Raw genomic sequence first — 22556 nt, forward strand, 5'->3', positions numbered from 1 at the left:
ACTGGGGAGCAACCCGAGAGTCTACTTGTGATATACAGATATTGAGGGAGCGAATAGCTTCCTCTTTTTACATCTGGTATATCCAAATGCGATAAACCTAAAAATATCTATTGACATTTAATAGCTGGTCTTTCTTGTAATAAAAAAAACGACTAGAGCTTTTAATTTCTAATCGTCTTTTTTCTAAATGTTATACATTTCTATATTACATTTTAGTTTTATGTTTTTTATATATCTTTCCATGTAATCCCAGTCTGAATTGTTATAACTTTTTGTTGATTTTTTTTATCATATTTTTCTCATAAAGATAAAAGATGTAGGCTATTAGTAAATAAATACCAACAAAAATGATGACGGAAATTACAATAGAGAAATCATAATTAAACCACTTTAGGTAAAGACCTGCAAAGATAAAATAGACAAGCATTGCACAAAAGTGGATGCTTTGATTTAAATAAGTTGCCCTATTTTTATTTTTAAAAATTTCTCCCATTAGGACAGATACTAAACCAAAGCCACCGTAAACTAAGCATTGGATAATTTTTGCATAACCTAGTCCATGACTTGCTACAAATTCAGTTACTCCAACAATATTTTCTTTGATTATAATAGATAAAACTGCCTCGATTAAGGCACCTATTCCTACACCTGCTAAAAATCCAACTAACAAATCTTTAATTTTTTTCATAAGTCCTCCTTATAGGCCGAGAGCCTTTCTAAATTCTTTTAAATTTCTCCTAGATACATAAGCAACATCGCCGTTTTTAAGTTCAACTGCGATTGTTCCTGTAAAGGAAAGGTCGAGTTTTTTTACAAAGTCGAGATTTACAATATCTGAGCGAGATATTCTGATAAACTTCCTTTTATCAAGTCTCTGATCTAATTCGTAAAGGGTGAGTCTTGATGAAAAAGTTCCCTTCTCTGTCTTTATAAAAACACTTTTATCTTGAGCAAATATTCTAATAATTTCTTCATAGGAAAGTATAAAAACTTCCTTATCACGAAAGGCAACAAGCTTGTCTACTAATCTATCTGCTAGTAAATCTTTTATGGTTTCAACTTCCTTAGAATACTCCTTTGCAAATATTTTTACCCTTGTTTCTTCAATGGTTTCGTCAATTATGATATCAATTTTCATCCCTACCCCCACCTCCTGATTTTATTATAGAACCTATCCTAGTTTTTTGCATTCATTTCCTGACAAAAGGTCATAATTTAGGGATAAGTGGTCTTTTATAGCTAATGGAGCACTTATGTTATTTCCTAATTCAATGTTTAATCGTTTTTTATAAAAAATTATTTTGTCTTTATTGCTTCTTCTAGTGGGATCTTTATTTCTTTTTCGGTTAAGTTTTTTCTTATCTTTTGTATAACTTGGTCATTAATATTTTCTTTTCTTGATTTTTTAGTTGCCTTAATCTTTCTTCTGTATCGTTAATTTTATCTTTTATTTCTTTTGACTCTTGTCTTATTTGTTCTAATTTTTTCATGCAAAACTCCTTTCTTGTAATAAAAAAAGACGATGAAGATATCCTCTCCCCGTCTTTAGGTTTCTCTCTCGACTTAAATATTAAATTTAAAATGTTTTACATTCCTTTAAAAGAAATTCTAAAATCTCTGCTATTTATTCTTCAGTATATCTCTAATCGGTAAAACTATATTTTCAAATAATTCTTTTTTACTCTTTCTGCAAGCAGGATGATAGGTATCAACTATTAATTTATCATTATAAATTAAATATCTAAGATATTTAGAAACATAAGTCCAAGAACTAGTATTTAAATTAAGAATGTTTTTAATAAATATATCTCCTGTTCCTCCACAAATTATAAGGTCCGGTCTACATATTTTGACTTGTTTTTTTATATATTCTCTGTCTTCTTTTGCAAATTTATCTATCTCAGAATCAATTGAGGTTGCCCTACCAGGAGTCTTTTTTAAGTTTATAACAGAAATAGGAGCAAGATATTTTTCTCTATCATATTTATCTAAATCTTTAACCTCTTCAAAATCTTTTTTGAATATAATTCCTGCACTAAATCTAGAAACATTGTTCCATATACATCCTCCAACAGCACCATCTCTTAAAAATTCTGTTAAATCATATCCTCCATCTTCTTCTTTTTCATTTGTTTCTTTTAGTATAAAAGTGATCTCCAAAGAAGCATTATTATAAGAATAAAAATCTACTATTCCATCAGGAGAGAAGTATTTATATTTCTTTTTCCACTCAGAGAATAGTTTGTTTTGTTTTTCCTTTTGACCTAATATCTCATAATAGAATCCATTGCAATAATCTCTTAGAAATAAATGCAATACACTTGCTTTAGATGCAACATATTTACATGATTCAAAATATTTTTTTATATCCTTATCTTGAATATCAACAATAGGGTTTTTATCAAAAGATATTTCAAAGGCTATTTGTGCGGCATCTTTAGGAGAATATCCATTTTTTTTCAAATAAAGAGAAATATCTTCCCTAGTCTTTGGATATTTAGAATCTGAAAATGCTTTATGTGTTCCTGTAAAATCTTTAACATTTAATAGCATTAAAGCTTTTAGCTCCACCATATCATCAAAGCTTTCTACATCATCTGTTAAAATATCGTTAAAATAATCTCCTACCTTATTTTGATAATGCATTATTTTGTATTTTAAAAAGTCTTCAACATTTATAACTTTATCTAAATTTTTGCCAAGATAATTATCGGCAGCAGGAGTATTAAATAATATTTTAGTCGAACCAAAAGAAACTTCTTCAGAATTAGACCATAGTTTTGATTTTTCTGACTTATAAGGATTGCTATTTCCTAAAATACCTTTTACTAATTCATAGTGGTTTTCATGTAAATACAGTTTAAATGTATCTTCTCTGTTTAGGTTTAGAGCATAGTCTTCTGGAATATCGAAACCATCTCTGTGAAGACCTGTCTTCTTAGGCAAGTCAACTCCATACGAAACAGAATCATCAAATATAATTTCTTTAGTCTTAGGATTATAATAATGAGCAGGCATAGGGTTTATATGCTCTAAATCTAATAGATAAAGTGATAGCAATCCAATCGGAAAAACATAAATATTTTGGTCTTTAATATTTTCCTTAATCTTTAAGATTATTTCTATATCTTTAAACCACTTATTTTTTTCAAAATAATGCAATTCTTTCTCTACCCTTTCACTTACATAATCATTATTACGGTATTTTGCATTTGCATTATTTATAACTAATTCTCTAATATTCATAAAAACCTCCTTGTTTTCTTTGCTACGCATATAAACTGTTTTAAGGATAAAAAAACTCTACCTGTTTTATCTTTTTTATTTATTTAATTATACCCATATAAAAAAACAATCAATCCCCTATCACCATAAACTGACTCATTTGTTCTAATTTTTCATATAAGACACCGTTCTTGTAATAAAAAAGAGATAACATTTCTGCTATCCCTTTCAAAGTTTCATTATTAAAATTTTTTATAAGCTATTCTCTCATTAAAATAAATCTTCTAGTCTTTTCCAATTTTCATTATTCATTTCTTCTGTGTAGTTTGTATTGTTAATATAAAGTCTTGTATCTTTATCTCTAACAAACCCCCAATTTATTTTACGCCTATCTGCATAATCCTTAAAAGCATAGAATTTATTTTCGATCTGCTTATCAATATTTTTACTTACACCTTTTCTTTCTCCACCTTTAGTTTCAATTATCCATACTTCTCCATTTTTCTTTTTGATTATATAGTCTGGATAAAAAAGATATTCTTTGCTTAGATTATTACCGTAAATAACTGATAGATATTGTTGCCCTGTATCTCCATTTTTATAGTACCAATCTACATCATCTCTACTTTCAAGATAGTTTTCTAAGAGTTGTTCTGAAGTTGACCTAAACCCCGATGTTGTCATAGATGTGTTGTATTCTTTATAAGCATTTTTCTCATACTCGACTACTTCTGTTTCATACGGAAGATACTTATAAAAATCTTCTAATGGCAATTTCCATTTTTCAGTTTTCTTATCCAAGATTTGCATTTGTCTTGCATTAGAAATTGCAGCTAAATCTAAAAAGTCATCTCTAAGTTTATAGGCATTATTTATCATAAAAGCGTACCATTCACGATTAGAAAGATTTAACAACTTCTTGCTTGATGGTATATTTTTATGGAAAAGATGTTGAAGAATTGCCCTCATTTTGTTAGATGGAACTCCAGTAACTTTTTTTATCATATCAACTGCATGCAAACAATCAATTCCATGATCGTGAGTTGATACTTCATAGGCTATCTCCCTATTTTCGCCTTGCTTTTCATCAACTATATCTTTGAGTTTTATAAACTTACCAGTCCTAAAAGTAGATATAACTTTTGTTCCCATTATAAAACCATAAGACTCTAATAATTTTTCATTGTCCTTTTTAATGTTTGTTAGTTTATATTTTTCTTTAAAATAGTCATAAGCCCTATCTCTAACTAATACTTCATCGACAAACTGATAGTCTTTGTTTCTATATTCTTTTACAAGTTCAAAATCTTTGCACTTGTCCTTTAAAAACAACCTCTTAACTTCATAGGCGTTTCCACCTTGTATAACAGACTCTTTGTACTTTTCATCGAATGTATAGAGGAAGCAAAAATCTAATAGGTCATTGTCATAGTGCCTTGCTCTTGGCATTCTCCTTATACGTCCTATTGTTTGAGTTTCAAAGGTTTCCGTCATATTTTCACGAAGTTTTACAAGTATCTTTGCTCTTGGACAATCCCAACCAGTTGATATAGCCTGTTTCATAATTAAGAAGTTTGATTTTGAGTCTTCATCTGTAACATCAAGTGTATTTATTTTTTCCTCACTTAACCACTTAGCAAGCATTTTATTTTTATAGGTGTAACCCATATTTGTTAGGTGTTCTTCTACAAAATTAACTAAGGACTCACTCATATCTGGGAATTGTATAATGACTAAAGGATTGATTTTTTCTCCTATTTTCTCATACTCGGCTTTGATTTCTTTTCTCTTTTCATCTGCTTTTTGTATTAGATAAATAGTTTCACTTTCAAGGTCGTCCATCTCGTCAGCTTCAATACCAGGATTGATGTAAAGTGCCTTTGTAATTAGACCAGAATTTATTACCTCTTCTTCTGGAATTTCATAAAATTCTGCCATTGGGTTTTTGACAGTTGTTGCCGATACTCGTATTTCTCTATCAGAATTAAGGGCATATAGTATATCATCTGCCTTTGAGGTGTTATTCAAATGCTCCTCATCAATAATTGTAATAAAAGAAAGTTGCTCCCTATGTGCTTCTGCAATTCTTTCAAAAAGATTTTTCTTTTCACTATCTTTAAGTGCATTGTTCTTTTTATTGGTTATCATTTCCCAGTTTATAAAGTAGGTGTAACCACCCATGAAACCTTGAAGCAAGGCATCATGTATATTAGCAGATTTTGCATGAGGAATAAACTCGTCCATTTTATCTTTTGATTGTTCCTCTAAATCTCCCTTGCCTGGAGTAAGCCAGATAAATACCTTGTTAGGGTCCTGCCATAGAAGATAGTCATAGATATAAGAAAGTAGAATTATTGTTTTACCAGACCCGGTCGGACTTTTTACAATGATTTTTCTTTTTGCATTTGGATCTGTCGTTTTATCCAAAAGATAGTTTTTGGCATCTGTTTGAAAATCAAATAAATCTAACATCATAATTCGTTCACCTCTCTTAATTCTTCTGTGAAATAATAATCTGGGATCGTAACAAGATCAAGCTTTCTTTCCTCGATACTATCCTTGATTTCATTAGTTAGTAATATGAATGATGGAATATATAAAACACCACTTTCTTCCATTTCAGAAAGTGCTATCTTTAAGTCTTCATCAGATAAAATGATTCTTCTACTATCCCCATCAATCTCACACATATTTTCAAGCTCTACCATTTCCTTGATATAATCAAGAAGTTTAGAAGATAAAATTTCCTCATCTTCTGAAAGTTTTGGAATAAATTCTGTTTTGTAGTATTTAAGGTTACTAGGAAGTTTTTCTACCTCGATTTCTTTTTTTCTACTTGTGTACTTATATCCCCTAATAACTTTTTTAATTCTTTTGTAACAGACATCTTCTGCTATCCCATTTTCATTATTAGTGCAAAGTATAAATTTTCTTTTTCCACCATCTTCATGATTTAACTCTATAACTGCATGTCCCGTAGTTCCGCTGCCTGCAAAAAAATCAAGATATAAACTATTATTATCAAAGATACTTAATATTCTTTTCATAAAAGCCATTTGTTTAGGGTTATCAAATTCTATATCCATATTTTTTAATAAAGTGTAGTCTGGTCTTTGGTCATCACTCATTATAGACTTTGGTCTTTGTTTCCTATTTTCTGATAAATATCTTTTCAATCTTGGTAAACTGCCATCTGTATGAAAATGAATTCTATTTTCTGAAATTAGCTCGTTTAATTTCTCATTACTATATCTGAACCCTCCTGGTGGAACTGGGTCTTCCTCATTTGTTAAAGGATTTATAATAGGAGTCTTATTGCCATTTTTTACCCCTCCTAAATCTGCCTTTTGATAGAGTCCTCTATCATCAAAATACCAATAATTTGTAAAATCTATAAATCTTGGGTATTTAGTCAATTCTTTTAGCTCTTCAGTAATTTCATCATGTGATAATCCTAGTTTTTGTAATTGTTTTACCTTTTTCTCATATTCATCTATATTATTTTTTTCTGTTTCCCATTTATTATCTTTGTGTCTAACCTGAAGCTTTTCATAATCTTTTGAATATATTAAACAGTATTCATGACTTACAGAAACATAAAGGCTTTGATTTTTTGATGAGTTTGTATTCCTAACTATATTAGCTATAAAGTTTTTCTCTCCAAAAATTTGGTCACACAATAGCTTGAGTTGTCCTTGCTCATTATCATCAATGGAAATAAAAATAACTCCCTCATCAGATAATAACTCTTTTGCAATAACAAGTCTTTCGCTCATAAATGAGATCCATTTAGAATGCCTATATGTGTCATCTTCTCCAATTCTTGTATCGTTATAAATAAATTCTTTATTTTTTGTATTATAAGGTGGATCAATATAGATAACATCAATTTTGCCCATGTGAGTCTTTTTTAATAATTTAAGGGAATGTAGATTATCCCCCTCTAAAATAAAATTAAAATCAGATGTATTATCTCCAATTATTTTTTATCTTCTATTTCTCTAAACACTGGTATGTTATGAACGAGTTTTTTATCTACTTCTTCTTCGTGTTCTTCCCAAACTAATCCATATTTTTTCTCAGTTAAGGCTGTTTCAATTTTACCAAGTGCAATCCTACTTTCATCATCTGTGTGAATTTCTTTTAGATGATTTAGGTATTCAAGCATTTCAGCTCTTCTGATTTGTGATAGATTACCCAATTTTATTCCACCTCATTTCTATGAATTTCTATAACATCTTCAATTCTGCAATCCAATGCCAGGCAAATCTTTTCTAGTGACTCTAAGTTCACATAAGAATTTTTGCTCATTCTTGAAACTATGTTGCTTGTTATGTTTGCAGCTCTTTTTAAGTCTTCTTTGTTCATTTCTCTTTCTACCAATAAGTGCCATAATGGCTTATAAGAAATTTCCATATTATTACCCCTTATCCGTTTGATTGTTAAAATACATTATATCATAGGCTGATAAGTCACTTTAGCCTATTTTATACTTGTGCTTGCGTTAGTATTTATTGAGATAGTCCTTGTTTTTTTATGTGTCCCACTTCAAACCGTTCCAAATCGCAAGACAAATATTCCTTTACTAGTTTTACTTTAAATTCTTTTGTGTATTTTGGTATACAAAAACCCCTCCATCCGTATTCCGAATTTTGGGGTTCAGGTCGTTTCATAATTAGCGTGTTCTTTAATATAATTTTGATCCTGCTGGAATATTATCATCCAACATTATTAAATTAAGTTTTTCTTCTCCGTCGTACTCACAAATTGCAGATATAATCATACCTTCTGAGTCGATTCCCATCATCTTACGTGGAGGAAGATTACAAATTGCAAGTAGTGTCTTTTCAATTAAGCTCTCTGCACTGTAATATTCCTTAATACCAGATAAAATAACTCTTTCTTTTTCAGAACCATCATCTAATGTAAATTTCAATAGTTTTTTTGATTTTGGAACTTCTTCGCAGTTCTTAACTTTTACAACTCTAAAATCTGACTTTGAGAAGGTGTCAAAGTCTACAAAATCTTCAAAAAGTGGTTCTACTTTTACTTTTGAAAGATCAAGTTTTATTTGTGATTTTTCATCTGCTGCTTTATTTGCATTTATTTCTGCAACTTCTTTTCCTATTGGTTTCATTGTTGGGAATAAAAGAACATCTCTTATGCTTGGTTGGTCTGTCAAAAGCACTACCATTCTGTCAACGCCAATTCCAAGTCCTCCTGTTGGTGGAAGACCTACTTCAATTGCATTGATGAAATCTGAATCCATTGGATGTGCTTCATCGTCTCCTGCTTCTTTTTCTGCAACTTGTGCTTCAAATCTTTCTCTTTGATCAATTGGATCATTAAGTTCAGAAAAGGCATTTGCAAATTCCCAAGTGTTAATAAAAGCTTCAAACCTTTGTGTAAGTCTTGGATCCTTTGGATTTCTCTTTGCAAGTGGAGAAACTTCTACTGGGTGACCAATTACAAATGTTGGTTCAACAAGGTGTTCTTCACAGAATTCTTCAAACATTTCAGAAAGAACTTTGCCCCAAGTGTCGTGGTCTGATATTTCAATTCCCTTTTCTCTAGCGATTTCTCTAGCTTTTTCATCTGTATCAATTTCATTAAAATCTACATCAGCATATTTTTTAACTGCATCGATCATTGTTATTCTCTTCCAAGGTGCTTTTAAAGAAATTTCTGTACCTTGATAATTTATTTTATCTGTGCCGAGAACTTCTGTTGCAACAAATTCAAATAAATTTTCAGTTATTCTCATCATCTCTTCGTAATCAACATAGGCTTGATAAAGTTCGATATTTGTAAATTCAGGATTGTGCTTTGGGTCCATTCCTTCATTTCTAAACATCTTGCCCATTTCATAAACTTTTTCAAATCCACCTACTATTAATCTCTTTAAGAATAATTCATTGGCAATTCTAAGTTGCATATCTATGTCAAGAGTATTGTGATGAGTGTAGAAAGGTCTAGCATTTGCTCCACCTGCCACAGTTCCAAGTATTGGAGTTTCGACTTCTAAAAATCCCCTATTGTCTAAAAATTCTCTAATTTTTTTGATGATTTTATTTCTCTTGATAAATACATCTTTTACTTCAGGATTTACAATTAAATCTACATATCTTTGTCTATATCTTAGGTCTGGATCCTTTAGCCCATGGAATTTTTCTGGAAGAATTTGGAGCGACTTTGAAAGCAAAGTTAGATCAGTTGCGCGAACGGTAATTTCACCAGCTTCTGTCTTAAATACAACTCCCTTTACTCCAACTATATCTCCAATGTCTAATCCTTTAACTTCCTCATATTTATCCTCAAGGACATCTTTTCTTGCAAATACTTGGATAGTTCCCATTGAATCTCTAACATCTAAGAAGCAAATTTTGCCATGTCGTCTTTTGCTCATTACACGACCAGCAATGGATACTTCTCTCTCTTCATCTTCATTAAACTCTTCTTTAATGTACTTTGAATGAGCAGTTATGTCATAAGTTTCGTTTACAAAGGGATCTTTACCTTCACTTTTTAACTCGTCAAGTTTTTGCCTCTTTAACAAAAGCATTTCATTTAGATTTGCATCTTCTGTTTTTTTCACAAATTGCCTCCTAAATAGTTATTCCGCAAATTTCGTATCTAATAATTCCGTCTGGAACTTCAACTTCAACTACATCGCCAACACGATTGCCAAGTAATTTTGAACCAACTGGTGACTCGTTTGAAATTTTTCCTTCAAGAGGATCTGCTTCTGCTGAACCAACAATTGTATATTCGTCTTCTTCCATTGTGTCAACTTCTCTAACTTTTACGCTAGAACCAATGTTAACAACTTCTGTATTTAAATCTTTTTCATCTATAATTTTTGCATTGCGAACCATCATTTCAAGTTTTGCAATTCTTTCTTCAACTTGTGCTTGTTCGTTTTTTGCTTCGTCGTATTCAGAGTTTTCTGAAAGATCGCCATATCCTAGCGCTACTTTAATTCTTTCAGAAACTTCCTTTCTTCTAACTGTTTTTAAATACTCAATTTCATTTTCGATTTTTTCTAAACCTTCCGGTGTGAAAAATATATCCTTTGCCAAAATTCTCTCTCCTCAATATATAAAAAATAAGGCGTCATACGCCCTTTAACAAAAACCTTTTAATCTAAGCTATTATAGTAAAAAGTTCTCTAAATGTCAAGAATTTAAAGAGTTTGAAAAAAATACTTAATAACTTCGATTAAATTTTAAAAACCAAACAAAATTTTTATTCACATCTTATAAAAATTCTTTTTCAAAAACTTAATATTATATTGATATTTTTCTACTATATACTATATTATCTGTAAATTCAAAAATAAATGCAGCATCATCTGTTACAATAAAAATCATCAAAAATTCATATAATTTCTTATAACTTCTATTATCTCATCCTTGTCCTTTAGAGTATTTAATTTATTTCTTATTTCCTTTGAGCCCTTCATTCCCTTAAAATAATTTGAATAAACCTTTCTCATTTCAAGGATGCCAAGTTTTTCTCCCCTATATTTTATTTTTCGCTCTAATTCATCAATCGTTAAGAGAAGTTTTTCTTTATCTGTGGGAACTTTATAAAAGCCTCTTTTTAAAAGCTCTTCAATTTGATTAAAGATGTAGGGATTTCCAACCGCTCCACGACCAATTGCAATTCCATCCACTCCAGAATACTTAATCTTTTCTATTGCATCTTCTGGCGTTTCAATGTCGCCATTTCCAACAACAGGAATTTTGACATTTTTCTTTACTTCTTTTATAAAGTCCCAGTCAGATTTTCCAGTGTAGTATTCTTCTCTTGTTCTGCCGTGAACTGTTACAAAAGAAGCCCCTGCAGCTTCAATATTTTTTATAGCTTTCATGGAAGAAATTCCATTTATACCCTTTCTTACTTTTACAGATACAGGCTTTTTTGAGTTTTCTACAACAGATTTTACAATATCATAAACTAAGGATGGATCGCTTAAAAGGTAAGAACCCGACTTATTTTTTACAATTTTTGGAGCAGGGCAGCCCATATTTATATCAACATAGGAAAAGTTAAAATCATTTAAAATACACGCTGCCTCGCCCATAATTTTTGGATCGCTGCCAAAAATTTGAACAGAAACTTTTTTCTCTTTTGGTGAAATTTTCAAAAGGTCAATTGTCTTTTTATTTTCATAAACAAGTGCCATGGCTGAAACCATTTCTGTTACAGTTATATCTGCACCCTTTTCCGTTGCTATTTCTCTAAATGCAATGTCAGTGTAACCAGCCATTGGCGCTAAAATTTTTAACAAAAAATCACTCTCAATCTATTTTATTATTTTTTTCAAATATAAATTTTAGCCCTTCAAGAGTTAAGAATTTATTGATTATAAAATTATACTTTGAATCGCTTGTAAGCATTGTTGAAAAACCACCAGTAGAAATTATATTTGTGTCTTCCTCTTTCCAATTTAATTCTTTTAACAGTTTAGCAACAATTCCATCGATCATTTCTTTATAACCATAATATAAACCTGATTGCATAGCTCCAACTGTATTTGCTTGGATGACCTTGTCTGGTGCGATGATTTCTATTTTTGGAAGTTTTGAAGTCATCATAAACAATGCTTCAGCAGAAATTCCTATGCCAGGCATAATGAGTCCCCCAAGATAATTCCTTTCTTCATCAACTACACAAAAAGTCATTGCAGTTCCAATATCTACGATTATTGATTTTCTACCATATATTTCTAATGCTCCCACAGCATTTACAATTCTATCGGCACCAACTTCCTTTGGATTATCATATTTAATATTAATTCCCAAATCTAATTCAGAGCTTACAATCATTGGGTTTTTATTAAAATATTTTTTCACCATAGAAGGAAGTGTGTGCATAAGGTTTGGCACAACTGATGAAATAATTACATCTTCTATATCTTGAGGATCAATATTTGAATGAGTTAATGTGTTTATAAAAATTAAACCATACTCGTCTGATGTTCTAGTCTTCACAGTTGAAGTTCTAAAATCATTTACAAGTTCGTCTCCCTTATAAACTCCCCAAGTTATTGAAGTATTTCCTACATCTATTACTAATAACATTTTTACACCTCATATAACAAATTGCTTTTATTATATATTTTATAATATCCACTTTCAACTAATTATTAACACAAAAAATATATTTGCTCAATTAATCTTAATATCCAAAAAGTATTTACGTCAACCTTATTGACAGTTTAGTAAACATTGTGTACTATATTAATTGGAGGTTAATAATGAAGATTAAAACAAAGGACATAACAAAAATCGCACTTTTAGTTGCACTCATTGCTGTGGGAGCATTTATTTCTATTCCAATTGGACCAGTTCCCTTTACTCTACAAAACTTTTTTGTATTTATGACAGGACTTTTACTTACGCCCTTTTATGCAGGACTTACAGTTTTTATATATGTTCTACTTGGGTTAATTGGTATTCCAATATTCGCAGGTTTTACTGGAGGTTTTGAATCCTTTTTAAAACCAAGCTTTGGATTTTTAATTGCCTTTATTATAGGTGCTGCATTTATATCTAAATTTGCTCACGGCGAAAAAAACTTTGGAAAAATTATGATTGTATTAATTTTAGCTGAAGTAATTTTCTATGTATTAGGTCTTCCCTATATGTATCTAATATTAAATAATGTAATGGGCAATTCAATGGATGTCGCTAAGGTATTTTCCATAGGGATGATTCCCTTTATTATACCTGATATGGCAAAGGCAGTTGTGGCTGCAATTATTGCGCCAAGAATTTTAAAAGTAATAAATAATTAGTTTATAAATAATAGAATAATTAATAGAAAAGTCTCGCTCCGTGCGGGATTTTTTCATTTCTAATTATAGTTATATATAAAAAATTCTGTTATAATATCAAGGTAGGAGGTTATTATGAAAGATTCCAAAAACAATAAACCTCGTGGAATGATTAAACTTTCTAGCGTACTAAAAATACTAATATTAATAGTTGTTGCTGCAATAATTATTTTAGGTTCAATGGTTACAGCTATTGTCCTTGGTATTTTTAAAAAAGCTCCTGTAATAGACCCCTCAGAGTACAGATCACAACTTTCTGAGACTTCAAGGATCTATACAAATGACGGAAAACTAATCGAAACATTAGTATCTGATGAGTTTAGTGAGTTTGTTCCCTACGAGGATATACCAAAAAATTTAGTAAATGCCATTGTGGCAATAGAAGACGAAAGATTTTTCGAACACAGTGGAGTTGACTATAAAAGAGTTGTTGGTGCTCTTGTCCACGATTTAAAGACTAGATCCTTTGACCAGGGTGCATCAACTATTACTATGCAGCTTGCAAAAAATTTGTACACTTCTTTTTCTAAAAGCGTAGTGAGAAAAATTACAGACGTCTATTATTCCTACCAGATAGAAGAAAAACTTACTAAAGAGCAAATACTTGAAGCTTACTTAAACTCTGCAGGTTTTTCTAAGGGAACTGTTGGAGTACAAGCTGCTGCTAAAACTTTTTTTAATAAAAATGTATCTGAACTTGACCTTGCTGAATGTGCACTTTTGGCAGGCGTTACAAACTTGCCAGAAAAGTACACCCCTTACAATACTCAAGAGATTAGTCCAGAGGATGACCTTGGAAATATCGAAGTAGTTTTACTTCCAAAAAATGAAAATTCAAAACCTAATTCCGATGAAATCATTGAAATTGCAAAAAGTTTAAATGAGCTAGGACAAATAGATAATTTTGATCTTATTCAAATTCAAAATGATTTAATGGTTCCAGTGAAGGCTGTCTTCAATAAGACTTCTCAAGAAAGACAAAAATTAGTTTTAAAGAAAATGCATGAACAAAATCTCATTACTAATGAAGAATATGAAAATGCCTTAAATGAAAAAATCGACATCAACATAGGCTCTCGTAAAGAGAGTGGAATTTCCTCTTTCTACACAGATGTAGTTCAAAAAAATACTATTAAAATTTTAATGAACTCAGGCTATACAAAGGAAGAAGCTACAAGCAAATTATTTAACGGTGGATTGAAAATTTACACTCCCATGGACATCGATATACAAAGAACATTGGAACAAGTGGTTTCAAACCCTAAATATTATTATGGAGGCTTCACCGACAAAAATGGAGTAATTCAACCACAAGTTGCATCAGTTATAATAGACCAAAAAACTCATGAAGTTAAAGCTCTTGTGGGTGGTAGAAATGTAAGTGGCGGTAGATTGTTAAATAGAGCTCTAGTTCCTAGACAACCTGGATCTTCTATTAAACCTATTTCAGTTTATTTAACTGCTTTTAACAATGGAGCAACTGCAGGCGATGTTTATCTTGACTCTAAGATGCCAGAAAAAATATTTGGCTACTCACCTAGGAATTCAGGAAATTATTATCAAGGTTGGACTACTATAAGGAATCTCCTTCGTCAATCTTCAAATGTTGGTGCATTTCAAGTTGCAAGAGATATTTCTGCTGATAAAGATGCAAAGGCAAATAAAAATTCAACATACTCAAAAGTATACAATGATGAAGAATCAATTAATAAAATGGTGGACACTCTAAAATCCATTGGCGTGAGCACAATTGTAGAAAAGAAAGACAATCCAACATGGAATGACATGGACTATTCTCCATTAACTCTAGGTGGAATGAGCTACGGCATAAGTCCCTTTGAAATGGCGGGTGCTTTTACTACACTTGCCAATGAAGGAAAATATGCAAATCCCTATGTAGTTTCAAAAATCGAATCAAATACTGGTGAAGTTATCTACCAAGTTGATCCTAAAGAAGAAGAAATTACAACGCCTCAAAATGCATATATTTTAACAGATATGCTTAGAGATGTTGTAAAACGAGGAACAGGTCGAAATGCATCCTTTGCAGGACAAGATATTGCAGGTAAGACTGGTACAACTAACGACAAGAAAGATGTATGGTTTGTTGGTTACACTCCTTACTACACTTGCTCCGTTTGGATTGGCAATGACAAAAAACAAAAACTATCCTTTGGTTCAACTCAAGCAGCTTATCTTTGGAAACAAATTATGAGATCTGTACACGAAGACTTGGATAAAAAGGAATTTGAAGAACCAGATGGAATTTATACAAAATATGTAAACGGAAGACGAGAACTCTTTGCCGATGGAACTAAGCCGCATTACACTAATAAACTTGGCTGGTATAGAGATTCTCAAGAAAAACAAAGTGAAAGTAAAAAAGATGATAATGACAATAATAACAATAAAAAGAAATCATCAAATGACAATGACCGCAATAGAAAAAAATCTAGTTCAAAATCAATAATTACAGATAAAAATGAAGAATAAAATTTGTAATTAAAAGCAAAAGCTCCAAGGTTTAATTAACTAAACTTTGGAGCTTTTTTATGACTAAAATATGATGTTGATTGTTTTTAAAAAATAATTTCTTAAAAATTTTTATAAAAAGTTATACAAATATAAAATTATGGGAAGTGTAATTACACATAAAACAGTTGACTGCATTACGAGTTTTGTTCCAAAAGCAGGATCTACATCGTATTGTACAGAAAAAATTCCCGTTATAGATGCAACTGGCATTGAAAATAAAATTATAATTATTTTTTCAACAAAGGGATCTATTTTTATAGGAATTATACAAAATAATACTATTAATATTACTGGTAATAAGATAAGTCTATAAAAGCTCATAGCATAGGCTCTCTTTTCTACAAAAATATCTTTTATATCCATTTCTCCAAGCATTAAACCAATTATAATCATAGAAAATAAACCTGTTCCATTGCCGACAATTTCAAATACGCTATAAATAAAATCTGGGATTTTAAATCCTGAAAATAAAATAATTAATCCAATTATTGTAGCAATGTTAGCGTTATTGAAAAAATCACGAAATCTAAGTTTTCCTTCTCTTGTAGAATTTTTCTTAATAAGTCCAATCCCAATTGTATAAGTAAAATAATTTGACACCATATTTACAATAGATGCAATATATAGCCCATCCTTGCCAAACATAGCGAGTATTAGTGGAAAACCTAAAAATCCTAAATTTGTAAAAATTCCTCCCACCATCATTTGCGACTTATTGGGTTCTTCTACTTTGTAAAATTTCATTATAAAATAGATTAAAAAGTAAGAAAAAATGAAAATTACATTTGCAATTAAAAAAGTATCCCGTGCTTGAATAAATTTGTCCTCTGTAAATTCCACTGCCATTGATGTAATAATGATACATGGAGTTGTAACATTTATTAATAAATAGGACATATCTTTTTGCAATTTGTTGCTAACCTTATGAGACTTTCTAACAAAAAAAGCAATCATAATAATAATTAAAAATACTATTAAATTTTTAAAAAGTATTAAAGTTTCCATATTCCTCCCCGATATAAAATTTAAAAAAGCCTCTTTTTACAGAGGCTCACTCTATTGGGTTTAGTATTTAAATATTATCTTCACTTGATTTATCATCTTCTGAAGTTTTCTTTTCCCCTTCTTTTTTGCTTATTATCTCACGAGCTTCTTCAGAAAGGTCGGTAATTTTTATTGAATCGTCAATATCAAGAGATTCCTCTTCTAATTTTTCACCATTAAAAATCTTTTCAAAGTCCTTTGAATAAATTGTTTCTTTTTCCAAAAGTGCATCGGAAAGTGCAATTATTTTGTCTAAGTTGTCGCTTAAAAGTTCTTTACACCTTGAATAAGCTTCGTTAATAATTCTCGAAACTTCTTCGTCGATTTCAGCAGCAGTTCTTTCAGAATAATCCTTTGATCTGCCAAGATCACGACCAATAAAAACTTCATTTTCAGATGAATCGTAGTTTATTGTGCCAAGTCTATCGCTCATTCCATATTGAGTAACCATAGCACGAGCAATTTTTGTAGCTCTTTCAATGTCATTTGATGCTCCAGTAGAAATATCGTCTAAAACTAATGACTCTGCAACTCTTCCTCCAAGAAGTGAAACTATAGATGCTTCCATTTTCTTCTTTGTCATGAAAGAAATATCGTCTTCAGGAAGATAAGCAGTAAATCCTCCAGCCATTCCCCTCGGAATAATTGTAATCATGTGCACAGGATCTTCTTCTGGAAGAAGTCTTGACACAATTGCGTGTCCTGACTCATGAACCGCTGTAAGCTTTCTTTCCCTTTCAGAAACTACGCGGGATTTTTTTGCAGGTCCTGCTTGAACCTTTATAGATGCTTCGTCAACATCTTCCATTGAAATTTCACTTTCTCCACGTCTTGCAGCAAGCAAAGCCGATTCATTCATCAAGTTTTCAAGATCTGCCGGTGTAAATCCAGGAGTCCTTTTTGCAATTACTTCAAGCTCAACATCACTTGCAAGCTTTTTACCCCTTGCGTGGATTTCAAGGATTGCCTTTCTTGCACGCACATCAGGTTTCCCTACATATACTGTCCTATCAAATCTACCTGGTCTTAGTATTGCCGGGTCTAATATATCTGCTCTATTAGTTGCAGCCATTACTATTACGCCTTCATTAGTTCCAAAACCATCCATTTCAACTAGGAGTTGGTTAAGAGTTTGTTCTCTCTCATCGTGTCCACCGCCAAGACCTGCGCCTCTTCTTCTGCCAACGGCGTCAATTTCGTCAATAAAAATTATACAAGGTGCGTTTTTCTTTGCATTTTCAAATAAATCTCTTACTCTTGATGCACCAACACCTACAAACATTTCTACAAAGTCAGAACCACTCATGATAAAGAAGGGAACTCCAGCTTCACCTGCAACTGCTTTAGAAAGATAAGTTTTACCAGTTCCTGGAGGCCCTACTAAAAGGACTCCCTTAGGTATTCTTGCACCCATGTTTATAAATTTCTTAGGATTTTTTAGAAAGTCAACTATTTCGCCAAGTTCTTCCTTCTCCTCTTCAAGCCCTGCAACATCTTTAAATTTAACTAAATTTTTTGCATCTTCCTTGTTAATTAACTTAGCCTTGCTCTTTCCAAAGGAATTCATTTTTCCTCCGCCACCGCCAGCTTGTTGCATCATTCTATACCAGAAGAAAATTAGAAGTCCAAACATCAATATAGTTGGAATCCATTCAACTAAAAAAGATGTTTGCTTAGTTGGAGTAGATAATACATTTATCTGTCCTGCATCACTTTTCTCCTTTAAATAATCTTTATAGAAAGTGTCTGATGCCTCTTTTGGTATTACAGTTCTAAAGGTTTCATCACTTTTTAATTTTACACTGGCAACGGAATCTACTCCATTTTGGAGAGTTACACTTTTAACATTTCCCTTTTCAAGTTCCGTTACAAATTCAGTAAAACTTTTTTCTTCAACTGCATTTGCAGGTGGATTAAAAAATTTTATTGTAAGCACTAATACAATTATTAGTACAATATAAAACCCAACTCCACCAAATTTTTTATTCAATAATATCACCTCATTATTTTAAATATACAGACTCGTCTAATATACCTATAAAAGGAAGAGCTCTGTATTTTTCGTCATAATCCATGCCATATCCTATTACAAAATAGTCCTCTATTTCAAAGCCATTGTATTTAACAGGCAAATCAATCTTTCTTCTACTTGGTTTAGAAAGCATAGTTACAATTTCAATGGAATTTGCTCCCCTAGATTTCAAAACCTTCATAAGATATGAAAGAGTAATGCCCGTATCAATAATATCTTCAACTATTAAAATATCCTTTCCAACTATTGAAGTAGAAATATCCTTTAAAATTCTAACTTCACCCATTGACCTAGTGCCTTGATAACTTGATACATCCATAAAATCATATTCAAGATCCAAATTTATTTTTCTCATAATATCTGCCATAAAGGGAACTGCTCCCTTTAATATTCCAAGCAAAAATAAATCCTTATTCTTGTAATCTTCAGTAATTTTTTCGCCAAGTTCTTTAACTTTATTTTGAATTTCTTCTTCCGAAAAAATAACTTCTTTAATATCTGACATTTTTAACCTCCAAAATGAGTTTATTTAAAGTATTTTCATCTATTTTGACATCTTCAGAAATATCCATGCCAATAATATAGATAATTTTTTCTTCATCGCAAATAATTCCAATTTTATCTCTTTTTAATCTGTCAACTTTTCTGTCGATAAAATAATCCTTTAACTTTTTATTATTCTTCATGCCAAGAGGCTTAAATCTGTCGCCACTCTGCCTTGTTCTAATATAAAGCTTTCCTTTAATTTTATCACAGTCTATGTTTTTTATAAAGGAAGGAGACTTAGAATTTATTTCATCTCTTGAAATAAAAATTTCACCAAAATCAGTTTTATTCATACCCAAATTTAACTCAACATCTCTTTTTTCTCTCTCTGTTTTTTCCCTTTCAATAAAAACTTTATCATAGGATCTTCTTGCAGAAATATTGCCTCCAAGTTGAATAACTTTTCCACTTTTTCCAAAAAATAAATTGTAAATACTTAAAATATTATCTCTGCTTAAAATATTTTCTGCGTAAAAATTTTCTGCTAAGTATTTTTTTATTATTTCACAAGACAAAAATTTGTGAAGCTTTATTATTTCGTCTACTGCAAAATAGTTCTCCTTAACAGATTTTTTATAATTTTCTTCAACAATTTCCCTAATAAAATCATCTGCATCGCTGGCATTTTCAGAAAGCCTTAAAAGAGAATCAATTATATTTGGATTTAGTTTACTTAAATAGGGAATTAAACTTAGGCGAATTTTATTTCTCGTATAAATTTCTTCAAAATTAGTTTCATCATCTACATAAGCTAAATTATTTTTATGTAGATAATCTTCAATTTCCCTTCTTTTTATTTCTATGAGAGGTCTGAAAATATCGTCCTTAACTTCAGAAATTCCTACTAATCCAGAAATCCCCGTTCCTCTAATAATATTAAATAAAACAGTTTCTGCTCTATCATTTGCATTGTGTGCAGTTAATATTTTTCTGTTCTTAGAATTTTCTCTAAAAAAACTGTACCTTAAAATCCTTCCAGCTTCTTCAGAAGAAAGTTTATTTTTTCTTGCATATTCATCCATATTAACAGTTTTTGTAATGCATTTTATCTTATAACTTTCACAAATATTTTTTACAAAATCCTCATCTCGTTTTGCAGTCTTACGAATTCCATGGTTTAAATGGCATACTATAATATCTAGGTCGAAATCATCTTTTATGTCCATAAAATTATAGAAAAGATACATTGAATCTGCTCCACCAGAAACTGCTAGAGTTAGCTTGTCGCCTTTTTTAATAATATTTAATTTTTTTAAATTTTCATAAAATAATTTATCCATAATAAAAAAGTGGTAGAACTATCAAAAGATAGTCAACCACTTGCTAATTTCTAGAATTCCTCTTCTTAGTCTTTTGATTATACCTAGCTCTTGCTTCATCAAGTTTTGTATTGCTTTCCTTTAGGAATTTGCTCAGAATCTCTTCAAATCTTGAATCAACTTTTTCTTCTTTAGGTTCTTCCTTTTTTTCGACTGCATCCTTTATTGAAAGAGCAATTTTCCCCTTTTCGTCAATACTTAGAACCTTTACTTTAACTTCGTCGCCCTCTTTAATGTGATCATTAATGTTTTTAACAAAAGTATCTGCAATCTCTGAAATATGTACTAGACCACTTTTGCCTTCCTTTAAATCAACGAAAGCACCAAACTTAGTAACTTTACTTACAACACCTTCAACAATATCACCTGGCGATAAATCCATAATTTCCTCCTATATTATTTAATTTTTTCATTATTATTAGATACTTTTTCATTATTTGAAACCTTATCTTTGTCAAAAGCTTTTTCTTTATTCTTGTCGACATAGATAACCTCTCTAGGTTTAACCATGCCCAATTCTTCCCTTGCCACCTTTTCAACAAAATCAGTAGAAGAAGAATTTTCAAGTTCTGAATTTAAATTATCTATTTCAAGTTTTAAATTGGAAATTTCTTTTTTATTTTCAGAAATTATCTCAAGTTTTTGATTTCTTATGGAAATTGATTTTCCAATTTTCACAGACCCATATAAAACAGAAAATAAAATAATAATGGCAAGAGCCACTGGAAATTTTTTTCTATTAGTCTTCATAAAATCTCCCCAATTTAAGTTTTAAATTCTTAATCAATTCTCTCATAAAGAGTTTCTGCGTCCTTTTTGCTATTTACATCAGTTATGTCCTTGACCCTTACGCTTACTTCTCTTTCGCCGAGTTTTAAAGTCAAAATGTCTTCTACATTTACATTATCTGATGGTTTTGCAACTTTGTCATTAATTTTAACAAGACCCTTTTCACAAGCCTCTTTAGCAATAGTTCTTCTTTTAATAAGTCTTGAGTTTTTTAAAAATTTATCTAATCTCATATTATACTCCACATATGAATATATCAAAAAAACTAGAAAATTTCAATACTAAGAAGAAATTTGAGCATAAAATATATGGTCTAAGATTTTTCTTTAAACCATATTCATAATTTTCCTTTCCCATCATTATCTTCAAACTCTAAATTCTATACTTTTTGTAATAAATCTTTCTTATGTTTTTCTTGTGCAAAACCAGAGTGACAAAACTTATAAAAACTCTAATAACAATTACTAAATAAATAAAACTTTTTCTAACTGTCATACTGGATAAAATTCCTTTTTTATAATCTATTTTATCATTAAACTAGTAGTTAGTTATTAACAAGATACTCATCAATTATATTTATAAACACTTTTCTTTTGAAACATACATATATAACTATCCTTTATTCACCTATTTCTTTTTATTATATGGTTAATATGGTCATTCTTAATTTTAGATCTTAAAGCAAATATTTTTCTCAAATCTGTTAATAATATATAATGAAAAATAAATTAACTTTTAATTACAAATACTTAAGTCATAAAAAATTATCGTCTTTATAATTCTTCATTATAAAAAAATAGTGCAAGATAGGAATTAAAACCTTCTTACACTATTCTGTACTAAAAATAGTTCTTATGCTATTTTATCACCTAGTTTAAAGAAACATAAGTCCTTCTTTTTATTACTTATTAACAGCTTCTTTAAGAGCTTTACCTGATCTGAAAACTGGTGCTTTAGATGCAGGAATCTTAATAACTTCTTCTGGATTTCTAGGGTTTCTTCCTTCTCTAGCTTTTCTTTGTCTAACTTCGAAAGTTCCAAATCCAACTAATTGAACTTTTTCTCCCTTAGCAAGAGCTTCTTGAACTGAAGAAATAAATCCGTTTAAAGCTTGTTCAGCGTCTTTTTTAGTAAGACCTGATTTTTCGGCAATATTTGCTACTAATTCTGATTTGTTCATTTTATATCCTCCTTGAAGATTTTCTTTAATCTTTTCTTAGAATTG

General features: G+C 30.6%; 21 protein-coding genes and 1 pseudogene. 2 read left to right on the top strand and 20 right to left on the bottom strand.

Annotation, left to right across the window (positions count from 1 at the left end; translation table 11 throughout):
- Window positions 1-262 precede the first annotated feature (262 nt).
- From ACQRC6_RS08035 to ACQRC6_RS08090, 12 genes and pseudogenes are all read right to left on the bottom strand, one after another.
- Complete coding sequence (locus ACQRC6_RS08035; RefSeq protein WP_427848482.1) at window positions 263-688, bottom strand: DUF3021 domain-containing protein; 426 nt, start codon at window positions 686-688, stop codon at window positions 263-265.
- A gap of 9 nt (window positions 689-697) precedes the next feature.
- Window positions 698-1138 (bottom strand): LytTR family DNA-binding domain-containing protein, encoded by a 441-nt coding sequence (locus ACQRC6_RS08040; protein WP_016648744.1) that lies wholly within the window; start codon window positions 1136-1138, stop codon window positions 698-700.
- Window positions 1139-1296: 158 nt separating this feature from the next.
- Window positions 1297-1490: pseudogene (locus ACQRC6_RS08045) on the bottom strand (hypothetical protein).
- 130 nt (window positions 1491-1620) lie between these two features.
- Window positions 1621-3246 (bottom strand): hypothetical protein, encoded by a 1626-nt coding sequence (locus ACQRC6_RS08050; RefSeq protein WP_427848483.1) that lies wholly within the window; start codon window positions 3244-3246, stop codon window positions 1621-1623.
- A 249-nt stretch (window positions 3247-3495) separates the two neighbouring features.
- Window positions 3496-5700 carry a DEAD/DEAH box helicase gene (locus tag ACQRC6_RS08055; protein WP_427848484.1) on the bottom strand — a complete coding sequence of 735 codons (2205 nt, stop codon included), beginning with the start codon at window positions 5698-5700 and terminating at the stop codon, window positions 3496-3498.
- Entirely contained in the window at window positions 5697-7124 is a 1428-nt protein-coding gene (locus ACQRC6_RS08060) for a site-specific DNA-methyltransferase (protein WP_427848485.1), read from the bottom strand. The genes ACQRC6_RS08055 and ACQRC6_RS08060 overlap by 4 nt, the downstream gene beginning before the upstream one ends.
- A gap of 80 nt (window positions 7125-7204) precedes the next feature.
- A complete protein-coding gene (locus ACQRC6_RS08065; protein ID WP_427848486.1) occupies window positions 7205-7426 on the bottom strand; it encodes a hypothetical protein in 222 nt (73 codons plus the stop codon).
- Between the two features lie 2 nt (window positions 7427-7428).
- Window positions 7429-7641, bottom strand: coding sequence for a helix-turn-helix domain-containing protein (locus ACQRC6_RS08070; protein ID WP_427848487.1), 213 nt, complete (start codon window positions 7639-7641; stop codon window positions 7429-7431).
- 271 nt (window positions 7642-7912) lie between these two features.
- Window positions 7913-9787, bottom strand: a complete 1875-nt coding sequence (gene lysS / locus ACQRC6_RS08075; RefSeq protein WP_427848506.1) for a lysine--tRNA ligase — start codon at window positions 9785-9787, stop codon at window positions 7913-7915.
- 43 nt (window positions 9788-9830) lie between these two features.
- Window positions 9831-10304, bottom strand: coding sequence for a transcription elongation factor GreA (gene greA / locus ACQRC6_RS08080; RefSeq protein WP_427848488.1), 474 nt, complete (start codon window positions 10302-10304; stop codon window positions 9831-9833).
- A 290-nt stretch (window positions 10305-10594) separates the two neighbouring features.
- Window positions 10595-11518 (bottom strand): tRNA dihydrouridine synthase DusB, encoded by a 924-nt coding sequence (gene dusB / locus ACQRC6_RS08085; RefSeq protein ID WP_427848489.1) that lies wholly within the window; start codon window positions 11516-11518, stop codon window positions 10595-10597.
- Between the two features lie 10 nt (window positions 11519-11528).
- Entirely contained in the window at window positions 11529-12311 is a 783-nt protein-coding gene (locus ACQRC6_RS08090) for a type III pantothenate kinase (RefSeq protein ID WP_427848490.1), read from the bottom strand.
- Between the two features lie 176 nt (window positions 12312-12487).
- On the opposite strand from ACQRC6_RS08090, the gene ACQRC6_RS08095 reads away from it, so the two are divergent.
- Together ACQRC6_RS08095 and ACQRC6_RS08100 are read left to right on the top strand one after the other, a co-directional pair.
- A complete protein-coding gene (locus ACQRC6_RS08095) occupies window positions 12488-13027 on the top strand; it encodes a biotin transporter BioY (protein ID WP_427848491.1) in 540 nt (179 codons plus the stop codon).
- 114 nt (window positions 13028-13141) lie between these two features.
- On the top strand, window positions 13142-15559 hold the full coding sequence (locus tag ACQRC6_RS08100; RefSeq protein ID WP_427848492.1) for a transglycosylase domain-containing protein: 2418 nt from the start codon (window positions 13142-13144) through the stop codon (window positions 15557-15559).
- A gap of 111 nt (window positions 15560-15670) precedes the next feature.
- Here the strand turns inward: ACQRC6_RS08100 and ACQRC6_RS08105 are convergent, their stop codons facing one another.
- From ACQRC6_RS08105 to ACQRC6_RS08140, 8 genes are all read right to left on the bottom strand, one after another.
- Entirely contained in the window at window positions 15671-16606 is a 936-nt protein-coding gene (locus tag ACQRC6_RS08105) for an AEC family transporter (RefSeq protein WP_427848493.1), read from the bottom strand.
- Between the two features lie 67 nt (window positions 16607-16673).
- Entirely contained in the window at window positions 16674-18635 is a 1962-nt protein-coding gene (gene ftsH, locus ACQRC6_RS08110) for an ATP-dependent zinc metalloprotease FtsH (RefSeq protein ID WP_427848494.1), read from the bottom strand.
- Window positions 18636-18648: 13 nt separating this feature from the next.
- On the bottom strand, window positions 18649-19182 hold the full coding sequence (gene hpt / locus ACQRC6_RS08115; RefSeq protein ID WP_427848495.1) for a hypoxanthine phosphoribosyltransferase: 534 nt from the start codon (window positions 19180-19182) through the stop codon (window positions 18649-18651).
- Window positions 19169-20503, bottom strand: coding sequence for a tRNA lysidine(34) synthetase TilS (gene tilS / locus ACQRC6_RS08120; protein ID WP_427848496.1), 1335 nt, complete (start codon window positions 20501-20503; stop codon window positions 19169-19171). Before tilS ends, hpt begins: the two co-directional genes overlap by 14 nt.
- Window positions 20504-20546: 43 nt before the next feature.
- Entirely contained in the window at window positions 20547-20924 is a 378-nt protein-coding gene (locus tag ACQRC6_RS08125) for a S1 RNA-binding domain-containing protein (RefSeq protein WP_427848497.1), read from the bottom strand.
- A 14-nt stretch (window positions 20925-20938) separates the two neighbouring features.
- A complete protein-coding gene (locus ACQRC6_RS08130) occupies window positions 20939-21292 on the bottom strand; it encodes an FtsB family cell division protein (RefSeq protein ID WP_293557538.1) in 354 nt (117 codons plus the stop codon).
- Window positions 21293-21321: 29 nt separating this feature from the next.
- A complete protein-coding gene (locus ACQRC6_RS08135; RefSeq protein ID WP_427848498.1) occupies window positions 21322-21564 on the bottom strand; it encodes an RNA-binding S4 domain-containing protein in 243 nt (80 codons plus the stop codon).
- Between the two features lie 668 nt (window positions 21565-22232).
- Window positions 22233-22511, bottom strand: coding sequence for an HU family DNA-binding protein (locus tag ACQRC6_RS08140; RefSeq protein ID WP_019124088.1), 279 nt, complete (start codon window positions 22509-22511; stop codon window positions 22233-22235).
- Window positions 22512-22556 lie beyond the last annotated feature (45 nt).

The organism is Peptoniphilus sp. SGI.035, from assembly GCF_050315115.1.
Taxonomy (GTDB): Bacteria; Bacillota; Clostridia; order Tissierellales; family Peptoniphilaceae; genus Peptoniphilus_A.

Coding starts and splice junctions, on each gene's coding strand:
- ACQRC6_RS08035 (WP_427848482.1), bottom strand. CDS start 688: ATGAAAAAAATTAAAGATTTGTTAGTTGGATTTTTAGCAGGTGTAGGA.
- ACQRC6_RS08040 (WP_016648744.1), bottom strand. CDS start 1,138: ATGAAAATTGATATCATAATTGACGAAACCATTGAAGAAACAAGGGTA.
- ACQRC6_RS08050 (WP_427848483.1), bottom strand. CDS start 3,246: ATGAATATTAGAGAATTAGTTATAAATAATGCAAATGCAAAATACCGT.
- ACQRC6_RS08055 (WP_427848484.1), bottom strand. CDS start 5,700: ATGATGTTAGATTTATTTGATTTTCAAACAGATGCCAAAAACTATCTT.
- ACQRC6_RS08060 (WP_427848485.1), bottom strand. CDS start 7,124: ATGGGCAAAATTGATGTTATCTATATTGATCCACCTTATAATACAAAA.
- ACQRC6_RS08070 (WP_427848487.1), bottom strand. CDS start 7,641: ATGGAAATTTCTTATAAGCCATTATGGCACTTATTGGTAGAAAGAGAA.
- lysS (WP_427848506.1), bottom strand. CDS start 9,787: ATGCTTTTGTTAAAGAGGCAAAAACTTGACGAGTTAAAAAGTGAAGGT.
- ACQRC6_RS08090 (WP_427848490.1), bottom strand. CDS start 12,311: ATGTTATTAGTAATAGATGTAGGAAATACTTCAATAACTTGGGGAGTT.
- ACQRC6_RS08095 (WP_427848491.1), top strand. CDS start 12,488: ATGAAGATTAAAACAAAGGACATAACAAAAATCGCACTTTTAGTTGCA.
- ACQRC6_RS08100 (WP_427848492.1), top strand. CDS start 13,142: ATGAAAGATTCCAAAAACAATAAACCTCGTGGAATGATTAAACTTTCT.
- ACQRC6_RS08105 (WP_427848493.1), bottom strand. CDS start 16,606: ATGGAAACTTTAATACTTTTTAAAAATTTAATAGTATTTTTAATTATT.
- hpt (WP_427848495.1), bottom strand. CDS start 19,182: ATGTCAGATATTAAAGAAGTTATTTTTTCGGAAGAAGAAATTCAAAAT.
- tilS (WP_427848496.1), bottom strand. CDS start 20,503: ATGGATAAATTATTTTATGAAAATTTAAAAAAATTAAATATTATTAAA.
- ACQRC6_RS08125 (WP_427848497.1), bottom strand. CDS start 20,924: ATGGATTTATCGCCAGGTGATATTGTTGAAGGTGTTGTAAGTAAAGTT.
- ACQRC6_RS08130 (WP_293557538.1), bottom strand. CDS start 21,292: ATGAAGACTAATAGAAAAAAATTTCCAGTGGCTCTTGCCATTATTATT.
- ACQRC6_RS08135 (WP_427848498.1), bottom strand. CDS start 21,564: ATGAGATTAGATAAATTTTTAAAAAACTCAAGACTTATTAAAAGAAGA.
- ACQRC6_RS08140 (WP_019124088.1), bottom strand. CDS start 22,511: ATGAACAAATCAGAATTAGTAGCAAATATTGCCGAAAAATCAGGTCTT.